This is a genomic window from Modestobacter sp. VKM Ac-2986, from assembly GCF_026967795.1.
Lineage (GTDB): Bacteria > Actinomycetota > Actinomycetes > Mycobacteriales > Geodermatophilaceae > Modestobacter.
This window is the reverse complement of sequence record NZ_JAPVBH010000005.1, coordinates 178928-194406: the sequence shown is the minus strand read 5'-3', so window position 1 is coordinate 194406 and position 15479 is coordinate 178928. Positions and strand designations below refer to the sequence as shown.

The window sequence follows — 15479 nt, the reverse complement described above, 5'->3', positions numbered from 1 at the left end:
CCGGTGTGGACGGCGGGCAGCACGCTCAGAACACGTCGGCGGCGATGCCGAGCACCAGCGGCACGACGCCCAGGCAGAGGAACGCCGGCAGGAAACACAGCCCGAGCGGTGCCAGCACCCACACCCCGGCCCGGCGCACGGCGGCCTCGGTGCGGCTGCGCGCGGACCCGCGCAGGTCGGCGGCCAGCCGCTGCAGCGCCGGCACCACCGACGACCCGGACTCCCCCGCCCGCACCACCGTGCGGGCCAGCGCGTCCACCGGCGGCGGCACCCCGGCCCAGGCCCGCTGCGGGGACGCCCCCAGCCGGTACAGCCCGCCCACGCCGGTCAGGCGCTCCCCGAGCGGACCGGGCACCGAGTCGGCGACCGCGGCCACCGCAGCGCCGACCGGGGTGCCCGCCTGCAGGCACACGGCCAGCAGGTCGCAGGCCACCGGCAGGTCGCCGGCCAGCAGCTCGCCGTCCTCCGGTGGCGCCCCGGACCGCCGCAGCAGCCGTTCCAGCCCGGCGACCACCCCGGCGGCCACCAGCGCTGCGGGGAGCCCACCGCCGAGCAGCAGGAAGGCGGCCAGCCCGCCGGCGGCCGCCTCGGCCCAGCGCCGCCGTGCACCCGGGGGCGCACCCGGGGGGCGGCGAGGGCGGTCGGCCACGGAGGCGGGCAGCAGGGCACGCAACCGGTCCCGGCGGGCCGTCGCCGCGGACGGCCAGGCCAGCAGTCCGGCAGCGAGCAGGAGAGCTGCCGCGGCGCTCACGCGGTGACCGCGCGCCGGACCAGCCGGCCGGTCCACGTGATGCCGGCCAGCTCCAGCGCCACGCCGAGCACCAGCAGCACCGTGCCCGGGCCGGTGGTGGTCAGCACCCGCCACGGGTCGGCGCCGACCCCGCTGCCCATCAGCAGCCCGAGCACCGGGAGCCCGGCGAGCACGGTCGCACTCGCCCGCGGCCCGGCGACGGCCGAGCGCAGCTCCTCCTCCGCGCGCAGCCGGGCCCGCAGGTCGTCCTCCACGGCCGCGGCCACCCCGGCCAGCGAGCAGCCGGTGCGGGCGCTCAGCCGTACCGCGGCCGCGATCCGGACGAGCGTGGGGTCCGCTCCCGGAGGCGCTTCGCCCAGCCGCAGCACCGGACCCAGCCCCCGCGCGACCCGCGGGTCGGGGCAGCCGTCGACGGCCGTGGCGGTGGCGTCGCCCAGCGGCCGGCCCGCGCGGAGCTCGGCGACCAGGACACCGAGGGCCTCGACCAGTGCCCGGGTGCCGCGCTCGACGGCGGCGGCGCGGGCACGCTGCTGCACCGCGCGCCCGGCCACCGCGGCGCAGCCGGCCGCCAGCCCGGCGACGACCGGGGTCGACAGCACCAGCCCGCCCGCCGCGACCCCCAGCGCGGGCAGCAACAGGCCGGCGCGCCCGGTGAGCAGCCGTGCGGCGTCGGGGCGGCGACCCGGTGCGGGCACGAGCCGACGCGGACGACCGCGCCCGACCGAGGGCCACACCAGCAGCGCACCGACGAGGCACAGCAGCGCCGCGATCACGTCGGGACCCGTGCACCGAGCAGGGCGGCGAGGTCCTCGCGCGCGGGGCAGTCCCCGCCGTCGGCCCGCCAGCCGGCCGCGACCTCGATCAGCTCGCCACGGCGGCGCACGACGCCGAGCTCGGCCACGTGTCGGCCGGCGTCCGTGCGCTGCAGGTGGACCACCAGCGACAGCGCGGCCGCGGCCTGGCTGTGCACGGCCGCGCGCCCCAGCCCGGCGGCACCGCCGAGCGCCTCGAGCCGGGCGGGCAGGTCGGCGGGGCGGTTGACGTGCACGGTGCCGCAGCCGCCGTCGTGCCCGGTGTTCAGCGCGGCGAGCAGGTCGACCACCTCCGCGCCACGCACCTCCCCCACGACCAGCCGGTCCGGGCGCATCCGCAGCGCCTGTCGGACCAGGTCGCGCAGGGTCACCGCACCGGCGGCCTCGACGTTGGGCGGGCGGGTGAGCAGCCGGACGACGTGCGGGTGCCGCGGGGTGAGCTCGGGGGCGTCCTCGCACAGCAGCAGCCGCTCGGCGGGGTCGGCCAGCCCGAGCAGCGCAGACAGCACCGTGGTCTTGCCGGTGCCCGTCCCGCCGGTGACCAGGAAGGCCAGCCGGGCGCGCACCGCCTGGCGCAGCAGGTCCGCGGCTGCCCCGGGCAGCGCGCCGCGGGCGGCCAGGTCGGCGAAGGACAGCTCGGCCCGGGTCAGCACCCGCAGCGACAGGCAGGTGCCCGACCCGGAGACCGGCGGCAGGACCGCGTGCAGCCGGGTGCCGTCGGGCAGGCCGGCGTCCACCCAGGGCGAGGCGTCGTCCAGCCGGCGCCCGGCCGCGGCGGCCAGCCGGACGGCGAGCCGGCGGACCGCGCCCTCGTCGGGGAAGCGCACGTCGACCGGCTCCAGTCCGCCGCCCCGGTCGACCCACACCGAGGCCGGGCCGTTGACCAGCACGTCGGTGACCCCGGGCAGCCGCAGCAGCGGTTCGAGGACCCCGGCCCCGGCCAGCTCGTCGGTGGCGGCCCGGACGGCGGCGAGCACCGCCCGGTCGCCCAGCAGCCCACCGGACTCCTCCCGCACGAGGGCCGCCACCGCCGCGGCGCTGGGTGCGCCGGCCGACGCGGCGAGCCGCGCGCGCACCCGCTCCACCAGCGGGGACGCCGACTCCCCGCTCACGCCGCCCGCCCGGCCAGCTGGGCCAGCAGCTGACGGCTCAGCACACCCAGCGGCGAGCGGGCCGCGACCGAGGGCGGTTCGCCGCGCTCGCTGCGGGCGACCGCGGACCGGTCGGCGGCGAGCTCGGCGAACACCGGCCGGCCCAGCAGTGCCGCGACGTCGGCGCGGGACAGCCCGCCGGGCACCGGCCGGCCGACCACGAGCGCCGACGCCCACGGCCGGGACCCCTCGAGCAGGGCGCGCGCCGCCGCGACCGCCCGCAGCCGGGCCGGGACGACGAGCACCGCCAGCTCGGCCTCGGCCAGCAGCGGCTCGGCGGCCGCGCTGCGCGCCGGCAGGTCGACGACCACGCCGCAGCCACTGTCCCGGGCCCCGGCGCCGACGGCGAGCAGCGCCTCGGTGGGCACCTCCTGCGGGTGCTCGCGGGAGGCCGACAGCACCGCGACACCGGCGGCCTCGGGCAGGGCCGCGGCCAGCGCCGGGCCGGACACCCGGCCGCTGGTGCCGGCCAGCTCGGGCCAGCGCAGCCCCGGCGACTGCTCGGCGCCCAGCAGCAGGTCCAGCCCGCCGGCCCACCCGTCGCCGTCGACCAGCAGCACGTCGCCGTCCTCAGCGGCCCGCGCGGCCAGCGCGAGCGCGGTGGCCACGGTGCTCGCGCCGGAGCCGCCGCACGCGCCGCTGACCACGGCCAGCCAGCCCGGCGACGACGGGGTGCGCACCGCGGCCGCCACCCGCTCGACCAGCCAGGTCTCGTCCCGGGGCAGCACCACGACGCGCTCGGCACCGAGCTCGACCGCGGCCGGCCAGACGTCGGCGGACGGCTCGGCGGAGGCGACGACCAGCAGGCCGGGCCGGCGTGGCAGCGCCCGCACCGGCGCGCTGCCGACCACCTCGGCGCCGAGGAGGACCAGCGGTGCGTTGCGGTGGGCCCGGCGCAGCGGACCCCCGCCGGAGGTGAGCTCCCCGGTGCTGCCGGCGGCGGCGAGCAGCCGGAGCAGGTCGTCGAGCAGGACCGGGTCGGTGCTGACCACGAGGGGACGGGCGGGGGCGACCGCCCCGGGGACGGAGGCGCGGGAGGCATCGGACACGCTCCCCAGCGCAGCGGCCGGTGGCGACCGCCGGAAGGGCGCCGCCGGATCTGTGGACGACCCCTCCGGGTGTGGACGGCGGTGCGCGACACCTCCTGTCCACCCGGTCCGCTTACCGTGTGAGCCGTGACCCGCGCTGCGGCGTTCTTCGACCTGGACAAGACGGTCATCGCGAAGTCCAGCACCCTGGCCTTCGGACGACCGTTCTTCCAGGGTGGGCTGATCAACCGTCGGGCGGCGCTCAAGGGCGCCTACGCCCAGTTCGTGTTCTCGCTGGCCGGTGCCGACGCCGTCCAGATGGAGCGCATGCGCAGCCAGATCGCGGCCATGACCACCGGCTGGGACGTCGCCGTGGTCCACGAGATCGTCCGGGAGACCCTGCACGGGATCGTCGACCCGCTGGTCTACGCCGAGGCCGCCGACCTGATCGAGGGGCACCGTGCGGCCGGCCGGGAGGTCGTGATCGTCTCCAGCAGCGGTGCCGAGGTGGTCGAGCCGATCGGCGAGATGCTGGGCGTCGACCGGGTGGTGGCCACCCGGATGGTGGTGCGCGAGGGCGTCTACACCGGCGAGATGGACTTCTACGCCTACGGGGAGAACAAGGCCGCGGCCATGCGCGAGCTGGCCGCCGAGCAGGGCTGGGACCTCGCCGACTGCTGGGCCTACAGCGACTCCGTCACCGACCTGCCGATGCTGGACGCCGTCGGGCACCCGACCGCGGTCAACCCCGACCGCGGGTTGCGGAAGGCCGCGGCCGAGCGGGGCTGGCCGGTGCTCGCCTTCTCCCGCCCGGTCTCGATGCGCGCCCGCTTCACCGGCACCCGGCCGCCCGTGGTCGTGGGCGCGGCGCTGAGCGCGGCCCTGGTCGGGGTGGCCTGGTACGTGCGCCGGCGGGCGGTGCAGCCGGCACCGCTCGTGATCGCGCCCGCCCCGGTCGTCCTCCTGCGCCGTCGGGCCTGACCGTCGGGCCGGCGGGCCCGACGGTCCGCGGCTCAGATGCCCAGGCGGCTGCGCAGCCGGTCGGCCTGCTCCCGGACCGTGTCCCCGGCCGTCCGCACCGCGGACGCCGGCGTGAACGCCCGGGCCGCCGCGGTGAGCGCGGTGCGCTCGCCCTCGGTCAGCACCAGGTCGGCCGCCGCGACGTTGGACTCCAGCTGCTCGACGCTGGACGCGCCGGGGATGACCACGACCTGCGGCTGGGCGATCAGCCAGGCCAGCGCCACCTGCGCGGGCTTCGCGTCGTGGGCGTCGGCCACCTCGCGCAGCACCGCGAGCAGCGGCTCGACGCGGCGCAGGTTCTCCGTGCCGAACAGCGGGTTGGTGGCCCGGACCCCGCCGGGGCGGTGGTCGACGGAGTAGCGGCCACCGAGCAGCCCCTGGGCCAGCGGGCTGTAGGCGATGACCAGGCGGCCCTCCCGCTCGGCGAAGGGCACCAGGTCCTCCAGCGGACCGGCGGTGGCGAGGGAGAACCGCACCTGGTTGCTGACGACCGGCCGGCCGAGCGCGGTGTCGGCGGCGCGCCAGCGCTCCAGCGGGTAGTTGGAGACGCCGACGGCGCCGATCCGCCCCTCGTCGAGCAGGCTGCGCAGCCCGGGCATGACCACCGAGTCCGGCACCAGCGGGTTGGGCCAGTGCACCTGGTACAGCGGGATGCGGTCCAGCTGCAGCCGCCGGGCGCTGCCCTCGGCGCGGTTGCGCACGACGGCGGGCAGCGGCGCGACCGGGAAGAACTTGCTCGCCACGACCACCGAGGCCCGGTCCGCGCCGAGCGCCTCGCCGAGGATCCGCTCGCTCCTCCCCGTCCCGTAGACCTCGGCGGTGTCGAACAGGGTGACGCCCAGCTCGCGTGCCCGGCGCACGATGTCCCGGGCACCGCCGGAGGCGTAGGTGTCGCCGTAGCCCCACTCCCGGGAGCCGAACTGCCAGGTGCCCAGGCCCACCCGGCTGACCTGACCGAGACCGTCCACGTCGAGGAAGCGCATCGCCCCAGTGTCGGGGCTCCCGGCCCGGACCGCTGGCCCGACCACCTACGCTGCGGGGACGATGCCCGCACCACTGACCCTCCTGCTCGTCCGGCACGGCCAGAGCGAGTGGAACGCCGCCGGGCGCATGCAGGGCCAGACGGCCGGCATCCCGCTCACCGAGCTCGGCCACCAGCAGGCCGCGGCCGCCGCGGCCGAGCTGGCCGCGCTCACCCGCGACGGCGCCGGCCCCGGGGCCCTGGTCTCCAGCGACCTGCTGCGGGCGGTGCAGACCGCCGAGCACTGCGCGGCCGCCACCGGACTGCCCTTCACCACCACCCCCGAGCTGCGCGAGCAGGGCTACGGGGTGCTGGAGGGCCGACCGTCCCGCGAGCTGTGGGACGTCGTCGACTGGACCGACGTGCACTGGTCCGCCGAGGGCGGGGAGAGCCTGGCCCAGCTGCACGCCCGGGTCTCCGGCCACCTCACCCGACTGCGGGCCGACCCGCCGGCCGAGGTGGTCGCCCTGGTCACCCACGGGGACACCATCCGCGCCGTCCAGGCGGTCGTCGCTGGGGTCGGGCCCGACGCCATGCCCGCGGTCACCCCGCACAACGGCACGGTCACCCGACTGGTGCTGGCATGAGCGTCGCGGCGGCGACCGAGGAGCGGGACGAGTCCGGGGACCGGCCATGAGCCGGGTGCTGGTCCTGGGCGGCTCGCGGTCGGGGAAGTCGGCGCACGCCGAGCAGCTGCTGGAGGGCTGGGACGAGGTCACCTACCTGGCCACCTCGCAGGTCGACGCCGCCGACGCCGAGTGGGCCGCCCGGGTCGCGACCCACCGCGCCCGCCGCCCGGCGCACTGGCGCACGGTCGAGACCACCGCCCCCTCGGAGCTGGTGCGAAGCGGGGCGGTGCTGGTCGACAGCGTGACCACCTGGGTCGCGGCGCTGATGGACGAGACCGGCATCTGGGACGTCGCCGACGACGCCGGGGCGCACGCCGCCGACCGCTCCCCCGCCGACGCCGTCGCCGCACGCGAGCGGCTGGCCGAGCGCTGCGACGCCCTGGTCAGCAACTGGGTGATGACCCCGGCGCACGTGGTGGCCGTCAGCGACGAGGTGGGCCTGGGCGTGGTGCCCGAGACCCGCGCGGGCCGGCTGTTCCGGGACACCCTGGGCGTCGTCAACCAGCGGCTGGCCGCGACCGCCGACGAGGTGTGGTTCGTGGTGGCCGGGCTGCCCCAACGGCTGCGATGACCGGCCGCCGCCCCTGGACCGGGCCGGCCGAGTCGTTCGCCATGCTGTCCGTCGCCCGGGTGCCGGCGGCCGAGACCGCCCGCGGCGTGCTGCCCTGGGCGCCCCTGGTCGGCCTGGTGCTGGGTCTGTCCGCGACCGCGGTCGGCTGGCTCACCGCCCGGTACGGCGAGCCGCTGATCGGCGCGGTGCTCGCCGTCGCCGTCCTGGCCGCCCTGACCCGCGGCCTGCACCTGGACGGGCTGGCCGACACCGCCGACGGGCTCGGCCCGCTGCGCGGCCGGGAGAGGGCGCTGGCGGTGATGCGCGCCGGCGACGTGGGCCCCTTCGGCGTCGTCACCCTCGTCCTCGCCCTGCTGCTGCAGGTCGCCTGCCTGGCCCCGCTGCTGGCCACGGACGGCGGCTGGGCCGCGCTGCCCGCGGCCACGGTGGCCGCCCGCGTCGCGATGGCCCGCACCGGTCTGGCCGGCACCGCGATCGCCGCCGGCTCCTCGCTGGGTCAGGCCGTCGCCGGCACCGTGTCCCGGCCGTGGCTGGTCGGCAGTGCCCTGGTCACCCTCGCCGGGGCCGCGGCGGCCGCCGGCGGGCTCATGGACGCAGCAGCGGGGGCCGGGCTCGCGGTCGCCGTCGTCCTGGGCTGGGTCGCCGCCGAGCTGCTCCGCCGGCGGGCCGCCGCCCGGCTCGGCGGGGTGAACGGCGACGTGATGGGCGCGCTCGGCGAGGTCACCGCCACGGTGACCCTGCTGGCCGCCGCGGTGCTGCTGACCTGAGCCACGGCGACCCGGGCACCGTCAGGCGTGGTCGTGCACGGTGACGGCGTAGCCGTCGGGGTCGGCGAAGGTGAAGGTGCGCCCGAACGGCCCGTCGACGGGCGCGACCAGGATCGGCACCCCGGCACCGGCCAGGGAGTCGTGCAGCTCCTGGGCGTCGTCTGCGTGCAGCCACACGGCGACGCCCACCCCCGGCCGCGGCAGGGCCGCGTCCAGGTCGACGCCGGGCAGGGGCTCGCGCACGGCGAAGGCGATCGGGGCCATGGCGAACACGACCCCGTGCGGCGGGCTCACCGGGGCGCGTCGCAGCCCCAGCCGCTGCTCGTAGAAGGCGGCCGACGCCGCCAGGTCGCGCACCTGCAGGGCGATGAAGTCGGGTCCGGTCACGACGGCCATGGGTCCTCCTCGGGTAAGTGTCAGGTTCCTGACATGTCACAGCTTATGTCAGACTCCTGACATGGCGCAACGAGAGGTCGACCTCGACTCCTCCGTCGGCTACGCCCTCAAGCAGGCGGCCACGGCACTGCGGGCGGAGATGGAGGCCGCACTCGAGCCGCTGTCCCTCACCGTCACCCAGTACTCCTGCCTGGAGCTGCTGGGCCAGCGCCCGGGCCTGTCGGCCGCCGAACTGGCCCGCGGGGTGTTCGTCACCCGGCAGTCGATGCAGTCGGTGCTGCAGGGCCTGCAGGAACGCGGCCTGCTGAGCCGTTCCACCGTCCCCCAGGGGCGCGCGCTGCCCACACAGCTGACCCCGGCGGGCACCGACCTGCTCGGCCGCGCCAGCCGGGCGGTCGCCGCCGTCGAGAGCCGCATGCTCCAGGACCGCTCGGCTGCCGAGGTGGCCCGTCTGCGGGCGGACCTCGCCGCCTGCGTCGCAGCCCTGGAGGCGCCGCAGCCCTGAGGGCCGGACCCCGTCAGCCGCCGGCGACGGACTGCACGACCATCACCTCGACCCCGACCGGCACCTCGGTGGCCAGCCCGGACAGCCGGCGCACCTCGTCCCCGCCGACGTAGACGTTGACGAACCGGCGCAGCGCACCGGTCTCGTCCCGCACCCGCCGGTCGAACACCGGGTGCTCGGCGGCCAGCGCGTCCAGCAGCGCGCCGACGGTGACCGGTGCCGGCAGGTCCAGCGACACCGACGTCCGTCCGCCGCTGACGTCGGCCAGCATCCGCGGGAGCCGCACCGGCACGATCACGACGCCACCCCGCCGGGTGCGGTCACGGGAGCACCGCGGCCCGCACGCACAGCACGTCGGGCAGGTGCCCGGCGACGTGGGTGAACGACTCCCCCTCGTCCGCGCTGGCGTAGACGTCGCCGCCGCGGGTGCCGAGGTAGACCCCGACCGGATCGCCGGCGTCCACGCACGCGGCGTCACGCAGCACCGCGTTGAACTCCACGTCGGGCAGGCCGGTCCGCAGCTCCCGCCAGGTCTCCCCTGCGTCGTCGCTGCGGTGCACCGCGAGCCGGCCACCCGGCGGCACCCGCTCGCCGTCGGCGACCAGCGGCACCACCCAGATCGTGCCGCCGCGGGAGGGGTGGGCCAGCATCACGAAGCCGAAGTCCGAGGGCAGCCCGTCGGCGATCGAGGTCCAGGTGTCGCCGTCGTCGTCGGAGCGGTACACGCCGTGGTGGTTCTGCGCGTACAGCCGCCGCGGGTCGGCGGCGTCCCGGGCGATCTTGTGCACGCACTGGCCGAACTCCGGCGCCGGGCCGGGCATGAAGTAGGCGCCGATGCCGGCGTTGCGGGGCCGCCAGGAGCCCCCGCCGTCCGTCGTCCGGTAGACGCCGCCGGTGCTCATCGCCACGTGCACGGTGGCGTCCGGCCCGGGGACGACGGAGTGCGCGGCCGCCCCGCCGTAGCCGGCACCCCACTCGGTGCGGTGCGGGTGGTCCCACAGCCCACGGACCAGGGAGAAGGAGGCACCGCAGTCCTCGGAGCGCCACACCGAGATCGGCTCGCACCCGGCCCACACGACGCCGGGGCGGTCGGCGGAGTCCGGCTGCAGCTGCCAGACCCGCTCGACGGCGGCGCCGGTGTCGGCGGGGAACCGGATGGCCCCGCCGGCCGGCTCGTCCCAGGTGGCCCCGAGGTCGTCGGAGTGCACGACCGTGGGACCGAAGTGCTCCGAGCGCACCCCGACCATCAGGCGGGTGCGCCCGGAGCGGACGTCGATGCCCACGCTGGGCACCTCGGTCATCAGGAAGTGTGGCGCGGAGAGCGACCAGCGGCGCCGGTCCTCACTCGTCGCGAGCCAGAGCCCCTTGCGGGTGCCGATCGCCAGCAGCGTGGTCGTCATGCACCACCAGACCGCCGGAGCCGACAGAAGTCATCGGTCGGCCCTCCTGCAGGAGGCAGGAGGGCCTCCCCTCAGCGGTCGGCCTCGCGGTCGGCCGGCCCCTGCTCGTGGTAGTCCTCCTCGACATTGACGTCCCACACGTCGTGGTGCGCCCCGTCGGCGATGTTCTGCACGGTCAGCTGTGCGGTGAGCATCGAGTGGTCCTGGTTGTTGTAGCGGAACATGCCGTTGCGCCCGACCGGGTGCAGGTTGGGCGTGTTCGCCTCGATCCAGCGGCGGATGACCTCGACGTTGGCCTTGTAGCCGGCGTCGTAGAACGGGTAGGCCTTCGGCATCCGGACGACGAAGCCACGCTCGACGTCCGCGGCCTTCGCCAGCCCGAGGTGCTCCAGCTCCCGGCCGCCCTGGGCGATGAGGTCGGCGTCCGACCGGTTCCAGGTGTCGTCACCGACGTTGACGAAGTACTCCATGCCCAGGCAGGTGCGGCCGTCCTTGACCAGGTACGGCGACCACGACCCGAAGTTCTGGATCCGCCCGACCTCTACCTCCGGGGAGTGGATGTAGATCCAGTTGTCCGGGAAGCCGGCCTCGACCGGCAGCACCACGGCGACGGTGAGGAAGTCGCGGTACTTCAGCCCGTCGGCGGCGGCGAGCACCTCGGCCGGCGGGGCCGGGTCCAGCGCCCGCACCAGCGAGGAGAACGGCATCGAGGAGATGACGTGGTCGGCCGGGTAGTCCTTGTGCGCCCCGATGTCGGTGCGGGTGGCCTCCGGCGCGCCCGCGCCCGGGCCGTACCCGCCGGTGACCACGGAGGTCAGGCCGGTGACGCCGCGGCCGGGCTCCCAGTGGACGGTCTGGACCTTCTCCTCCAGGACGACGGTGCCACCGCCGGCGGTGACCTTGTCCGCGGCGGCCTCCCACATCATCCCGGGGCCGTACTTGGGGTACTGGAACTCCTCGATCAGCGAGGTGATCTGGGTCTGCTTGCGCTTGGGGGTGAGCGCGTTGATCACCGCACCGGTGAGCGAGAGGTTCTTGATCCGCTGGGCGGCGAAGTCGGCCGGCAGCTTGTCGACCGGGACGCCCCAGAGCTTCTCGTTGTAGGTCTTGAAGAAGTGCTCGTACAGCCGCCGGCCGAAGCGGGCGACGATCCAGCCCTCGAGGGTGTCCTCCTTCGGCGGGCGGACCTTGGCCGCCGCGTAGGACGCCACCGACCGCAGCGCCTCCACCGGGCCCAGGTTGCGCAGGGCGTTGGAGGCCTTGAGCGGGTAGTCGTAGAGCTTGCCGTCGTAGAAGATCCGGCTCATCCGCGGCCGGAGCAGGAAGTCCTCGTCGGGGAGGATCTCGTGCCACAGCGCCTCGACCTCGGGCACCTTGGTGAAGAAGCGGTGCCCGCCGATGTCGAAGCGCCAGCCCTCCCGCTCCGCGGTGCGGCTGATCCCGCCGACCATCGCGTCGCCCTCGACGACCGTCACCGGCACGTGGCGCTTGGTGAGCTCGTAGGCGGCGGTGAGGCCCGCCGGGCCCGCCCCGATCACCACCACGTTCATCGGATCGGCCTGCTCCATGCGTTGCGTTCCCCTCGGTAGTGCGGACCGGGTGCGACCCACCCGGTCCTGCCCGGTTCCCCCGGGCGACGGTGTCCAACGTAGCGATGACGGCTCCGCGACTCTCCGCGGACGCGTCGGTGCGGCGCTCAGCGTGGACCAGGTCACCTGATCACCGTCTGTCCTCCCTCACCAGCGTTGGTGAGGGAGGACAGAGTCTGATCAGGTCACCTGATCCACGTCCGGACGCCGGTCAGGTGCGGGCGCCCGCCTGGGCGGGGGTGTCCCCGCCCTCGAGGTCGCCCTCGGTGTCCAGGTATGCCTGCTGCAACTCGGCCAGCAGCGCCGGGTCGGGCTCCGCCCACAGCTTCCGGTCCACCGCCTCCAGCAGCCGCTCGGCGATGCCGTGCAGCGCCCAGGGGTTCGACTGCTCCATGAACGCCCGGTTCTCCGGGTCGAGCACGTAGGTCTGGGCGAGCTTCTCGTACATCCAGTCGGCGACCACGCCGGTGGTGGCGTCGTAGCCGAACAGGTAGTCCACCGTCGCGGCCATCTCGAAGGCGCCCTTGTAGCCGTGCCGGCGCATCGCGGCCAGCCACTTGGGGTTGACCACCCGCGCCCGGAACACCCGTGAGGTCTCCTCGACCAGCGAGCGGGTGCGCACGTGCTCGGGCCGCGTGGAGTCGCCGATGTAGGCCTTCGGCGAGCTGCCGGTCAGCGCGCGGACGGTGGCGACCATGCCGCCGTGGTACTGGAAGTAGTCGTCGGAGTCGGCGATGTCGTGCTCGCGGGTGTCGATGTTCTTCGCCGCGACCGCGATCCGCCGGTAGGAGGTCTCCATGTCCGGCCGCGCCGCGACGCCGTCCAGGCCGCGGCCGTAGGCGTACCCGCCCCACACCGCGTAGACCTCGGCCAGGTCGGCGTCGGTGCGCCAGTCCCGGCTGTCGATCAGCGACAGCAGACCGGCCCCGTAGGCGCCGGGCTTGGAGCCGAACACCCGGGTGGTGGCCCGCCGGCGGTCGCCGTGCTCGGCGACGTCGGCGTCCACGTGCGCACGCACGAAGTTCTGCTCCGGCGTCTCGTCCAGGCCCGCGGCCAGGGTGACGGCGTCGTCGAGCATGGTCACCACGTGCGGGAAGGCGTCCCGGAAGAACCCGGAGATGCGCACCGTGACGTCGATCCGCGGCCGACCCAGCTCCCCGAGCGGGATGGCCTCCAGCGTGGTCACCCGGCGCGACGCCTCGTCCCAGACCGGACGGACGCCGATCAGCGCGAGCACCTGCGCGACGTCGTCCCCGGAGGTGCGCATGGCCGACGTGCCCCAGACCGAGAGGCCCACGGACGCCGGGAACGAGCCGGTCTCGGAGACGTAGCGCTCCACCAACGACTCGGCCAGCCCCTGCCCGGTCTCCCAGGCCAGCCGGGAGGGCACCGCGCGCGGGTCGACGGAGTAGAAGTTGCGCCCGGTCGGCAGCACGTTGACCAGCCCGCGCAGCGGCGAGCCCGACGGGCCGGCGGGCACGTACCCGCCGTCCAGGGCGTGCAGGGCCATGTCGATCTCGTCGGTCGTCCTCGCCAGCCGCGGCACGACCTCGGCGACGGCGAAGTCCAGCACCCGGCTGACGTCGGCGTGCGGGCCGCCCAGCACCTCGGTGACGGTGGGCTCGACGGCGTCGGCGGTCCAGCCGGCCGCCTCCATCGCGGTGACCAGAGCAAGCGCCCGCGCCTCGACCTCGTCGGTCTCGTGCAGCCCGGCCGAGCCGTCCTCGACCAGGCCGAGCGCCTCGCGCAGGCCCGGCATGGCGACCGAGCCGCCCCAGATCTGCCGGGCCCGCAGGATCGCCAGCACCAGGCCGACGCGGGCGTCGCCCTCGGGCGGGGAGCCGAACACGTGCAGGCCGTCGCGGATCTGGCTGTCCTTGATGGCGCACAGCCAGCCGTCGACGTGCAGGATCATCTCGTCGAACTCGGCGTCGTGCGGGCGGTCGTCCAGCCCCAGGTCGTGGTCGAGCTTGGCGGCCTGGATCAGCGTCCAGATCTGCTGCCGGACGGCGGGCAGCTTCGGCGGGTCCATCGCGGCGATGTTGGCGTGCTCGTCGAGCAGCTGCTCGAGCCGGGCGATGTCGCCGTAGGTCTCCGCGCGGGCCATCGGCGGCACCATGTGGTCGACGAGCACCGCGTGTGCCCGGCGCTTGGCCTGGCTGCCCTCGCCGGGGTCGTTGACCAGGAACGGGTAGACCATCGGCAGGTCGCCCAGGGCCGCGTCCGGCGCGCAGGACGCCGACAGCCCGACGGTCTTGCCCGGCATCCACTCCAGGTTGCCGTGCTTGCCCATGTGCACGACCGCGTGCGCGCCGAAGGAGGAGCGCAGCCAGTGGTAGGCGGCCAGGTAGTGGTGGCTGGGCGGCAGGTCGGGGTCGTGGTAGATCGCGATCGGGTTCTCCCCGAACCCGCGCGGGGGCTGCACCATCACCACGACGTTGCCGGCGCGCAGCGCGGCGAAGACGATGCAGTCGTCGGTCGGGTCGACGAACAGCTCACCCGGCGGCGGGCCCCAGTGCTCGACCATCCGGTCGGCCAGCTCGGCGGGGAGGGTGTCGAAGAAGCGGCGGTACTCCGCGGCCGGGATGCGCACCGGGTTGCCCGACAGCTGCTCGGCCGTCAGCCAGTCCGGGTCCTGGCCGCCGGCCTCGATCAGGGCGTGCACCAGCGCGTCGCCGTCCAGGTCGGCGACGCCGGGGAACGAGCCCTCGCCGTCGAACGCCCCGATGTCGTAGCCCTGCCCGGCCATCGCGGCCAGCAGCCGGACCGTCGAGGCGGGGGTGTCCAGGCCGACCGCGTTGCCGATCCGCGCGTGCTTGGTCGGGTAGGCGCTCAGCATGATCACGATCCGCCGGTCGGCGGGGGCGGTGTGCCGCAGCCGGGCGTGCGCGACCGCGGTGCCGGCCACCCGGGCGGCCCGCTCCGCGTCGGCGACGTAGGAGGTCAGGCCCTCCTCGTCGACCTCCTTGAAGGAGAACGGCACGCTGATGATCCGGCCGTCGAACTCGGGGATGGCGACCTGGTTGCCCACGTCCAGCGGGGAGAGCCCGTCGTCGTTGGCCGCCCAGGTGGCCCGCGGGGTGCCGAGCACCAGTCCCTGGATCACCGGGACGTCGAGCCGGGCCAGCTCGCCGACGTCCCAGGCGCCGTCGTCCCCACCGGCCGACGCCGTGGCCGGCTTGGTGCCACCGGCGGCGAGCACGGTGACGACCATGGCGTCGACGGTGCGCAGCACGTCGAGCATCTCCGGCGCCACCGACCGCAACGAGGCGGTGTAGACCGGCACCGGCACACCGCCGGCGTCCTCGATGGCCTCGCAGAGCGCGTGCACGAACGCGGTGTTCCCGGCCAGGTGGTGCGCGCGGTAGTAGAGGACGGCGACCCGCGGCCCGGTCGCGGTCGTGGGGCGCTCCAGCAGGCCCCAGTCCGGCGCGACGGCCGGGGCGTCGAAGCCCTCGCCGTCCAGCAGCACGGTGTCGGCCAGGAAGCGGTGCAGCTGCACGATGTTGTCCGGTCCGCCCTGGGCCAGGTAGGCGTGCGCCTCGGTGGCCACGCCGATCGGCACCGTCGAGAGCTCCATCAGCTCGGCGTCGGGCAGCTGCTCGCCACCGAGCACGACGACGGGGACGCCCAGGGCCAGCAGCGGCGCGACCATGTCCTCGTACTTGCGGCGCGACCCCAGGATGCGGACCACGACGAGGTCGGTCCCGGCGGCGAACTCGGCGAGGTCGCCGGCGCGGTAGGGGTTGCCCAGCTTCCAGGACGAGTCGCTGGCGCGGGCCGACAGCAGGTCGGTGTCGGAGGTGGAGAGCAGGGTGAAGGTGCGTGGGCTCACGGTG

15 protein-coding genes are annotated in these 15479 nt (G+C 75.8%); 5 read left to right on the top strand and 10 right to left on the bottom strand.

The features are described from left to right. Nucleotides 1–25: 25 nt before the first annotated feature. From O2W14_RS14385 to ssd, 4 genes are read right to left on the bottom strand one after another with little or no spacing between them, the layout of a single operon-like run. Complete coding sequence (locus tag O2W14_RS14385) at nt 26–751, bottom strand: type II secretion system F family protein (protein WP_269176792.1); 726 nt, start codon at nt 749–751, stop codon at nt 26–28. After that, the gene (locus tag O2W14_RS14380; RefSeq protein WP_269176791.1) at nt 748–1524 is read right to left on the bottom strand and encodes a type II secretion system F family protein; all 777 of its coding nucleotides are present in this window, start codon (nt 1522–1524) and stop codon (nt 748–750) included. The genes O2W14_RS14385 and O2W14_RS14380 overlap by 4 nt, the downstream gene beginning before the upstream one ends. Then, nucleotides 1521–2675, bottom strand: coding sequence for a TadA family conjugal transfer-associated ATPase (locus tag O2W14_RS14375; RefSeq protein ID WP_269176790.1), 1155 nt, complete (start codon nt 2673–2675; stop codon nt 1521–1523). The genes O2W14_RS14380 and O2W14_RS14375 overlap by 4 nt, the downstream gene beginning before the upstream one ends. Beyond that, nucleotides 2672–3763: a septum site-determining protein Ssd gene (gene ssd / locus O2W14_RS14370; RefSeq protein ID WP_269176789.1), complete on the bottom strand. Its 1092-nt coding sequence runs from the start codon at nt 3761–3763 to the stop codon at nt 2672–2674. The genes O2W14_RS14375 and ssd overlap by 4 nt, the downstream gene beginning before the upstream one ends. Nucleotides 3764–3889: 126 nt before the next feature. Between ssd and O2W14_RS14365 the strand changes: the two genes are divergently transcribed. Next, on the top strand, nt 3890–4723 hold the full coding sequence (locus O2W14_RS14365; RefSeq protein WP_269176788.1) for an HAD family hydrolase: 834 nt from the start codon (nt 3890–3892) through the stop codon (nt 4721–4723). Nucleotides 4724–4755: 32 nt separating this feature from the next. Here the strand turns inward: O2W14_RS14365 and O2W14_RS14360 are convergent, their stop codons facing one another. Beyond that, nucleotides 4756–5745: an aldo/keto reductase gene (locus O2W14_RS14360; protein ID WP_269176787.1), complete on the bottom strand. Its 990-nt coding sequence runs from the start codon at nt 5743–5745 to the stop codon at nt 4756–4758. A 61-nt stretch (nt 5746–5806) separates the two neighbouring features. Between O2W14_RS14360 and O2W14_RS14355 the strand changes: the two genes are divergently transcribed. The 3 genes from O2W14_RS14355 to O2W14_RS14345 are packed head-to-tail and all read left to right on the top strand — an operon-like array spanning nt 5807 to nt 7750. Continuing rightward, the gene (locus O2W14_RS14355) at nt 5807–6370 is read left to right on the top strand and encodes a histidine phosphatase family protein (protein ID WP_269176786.1); all 564 of its coding nucleotides are present in this window, start codon (nt 5807–5809) and stop codon (nt 6368–6370) included. A 46-nt stretch (nt 6371–6416) separates the two neighbouring features. Continuing rightward, nucleotides 6417–6983, top strand: a complete 567-nt coding sequence (gene cobU / locus O2W14_RS14350) for a bifunctional adenosylcobinamide kinase/adenosylcobinamide-phosphate guanylyltransferase (RefSeq protein WP_269176785.1) — start codon at nt 6417–6419, stop codon at nt 6981–6983. Beyond that, nucleotides 6980–7750, top strand: coding sequence for an adenosylcobinamide-GDP ribazoletransferase (locus O2W14_RS14345; protein WP_269176784.1), 771 nt, complete (start codon nt 6980–6982; stop codon nt 7748–7750). The genes cobU and O2W14_RS14345 overlap by 4 nt, the downstream gene beginning before the upstream one ends. 21 nt (nt 7751–7771) lie before the next feature. On the opposite strand, the gene O2W14_RS14340 is transcribed toward O2W14_RS14345, so the two are convergent. Then, nucleotides 7772–8146 (bottom strand): VOC family protein, encoded by a 375-nt coding sequence (locus O2W14_RS14340; protein ID WP_269176783.1) that lies wholly within the window; start codon nt 8144–8146, stop codon nt 7772–7774. Nucleotides 8147–8207: 61 nt separating this feature from the next. On the opposite strand from O2W14_RS14340, the gene O2W14_RS14335 reads away from it, so the two are divergent. Then, nucleotides 8208–8651 carry a MarR family winged helix-turn-helix transcriptional regulator gene (locus O2W14_RS14335; RefSeq protein ID WP_269176782.1) on the top strand — a complete coding sequence of 148 codons (444 nt, stop codon included), beginning with the start codon at nt 8208–8210 and terminating at the stop codon, nt 8649–8651. Between the two features lie 13 nt (nt 8652–8664). Here O2W14_RS14335 and O2W14_RS14330 read toward each other — a convergent pair whose 3' ends face one another. The 4 genes from O2W14_RS14330 to cobN form a co-directional block, all read right to left on the bottom strand. Then, complete coding sequence (locus tag O2W14_RS14330) at nt 8665–8949, bottom strand: MoaD/ThiS family protein (protein ID WP_269176781.1); 285 nt, start codon at nt 8947–8949, stop codon at nt 8665–8667. 22 nt (nt 8950–8971) lie between these two features. Further along, complete coding sequence (locus tag O2W14_RS14325) at nt 8972–10051, bottom strand: WD40/YVTN/BNR-like repeat-containing protein (protein ID WP_269176780.1); 1080 nt, start codon at nt 10049–10051, stop codon at nt 8972–8974. 71 nt (nt 10052–10122) lie between these two features. Continuing rightward, nucleotides 10123–11619, bottom strand: coding sequence for an NAD(P)/FAD-dependent oxidoreductase (locus tag O2W14_RS14320; RefSeq protein WP_269176779.1), 1497 nt, complete (start codon nt 11617–11619; stop codon nt 10123–10125). A gap of 232 nt (nt 11620–11851) precedes the next feature. Next, nucleotides 11852–15475: a cobaltochelatase subunit CobN gene (gene cobN / locus O2W14_RS14315; protein ID WP_269176778.1), complete on the bottom strand. Its 3624-nt coding sequence runs from the start codon at nt 15473–15475 to the stop codon at nt 11852–11854. Nucleotides 15476–15479 lie beyond the last annotated feature (4 nt).

Excerpts from the sequence above, each read along its gene's own strand:
- O2W14_RS14360 (WP_269176787.1), bottom strand. The coding sequence starts at position 5,745 with ATGCGCTTCCTCGACGTGGACGGTCTCGGTCAGGTCAGCCGGGTGGGC.
- O2W14_RS14355 (WP_269176786.1), top strand. The coding sequence starts at position 5,807 with ATGCCCGCACCACTGACCCTCCTGCTCGTCCGGCACGGCCAGAGCGAG.
- cobU (WP_269176785.1), top strand. The coding sequence starts at position 6,417 with ATGAGCCGGGTGCTGGTCCTGGGCGGCTCGCGGTCGGGGAAGTCGGCG.
- O2W14_RS14345 (WP_269176784.1), top strand. The coding sequence starts at position 6,980 with ATGACCGGCCGCCGCCCCTGGACCGGGCCGGCCGAGTCGTTCGCCATG.
- O2W14_RS14340 (WP_269176783.1), bottom strand. The coding sequence starts at position 8,146 with ATGGCCGTCGTGACCGGACCCGACTTCATCGCCCTGCAGGTGCGCGAC.
- O2W14_RS14335 (WP_269176782.1), top strand. The coding sequence starts at position 8,208 with ATGGCGCAACGAGAGGTCGACCTCGACTCCTCCGTCGGCTACGCCCTC.
- O2W14_RS14325 (WP_269176780.1), bottom strand. The coding sequence starts at position 10,051 with ATGACGACCACGCTGCTGGCGATCGGCACCCGCAAGGGGCTCTGGCTC.
- O2W14_RS14320 (WP_269176779.1), bottom strand. The coding sequence starts at position 11,619 with ATGGAGCAGGCCGATCCGATGAACGTGGTGGTGATCGGGGCGGGCCCG.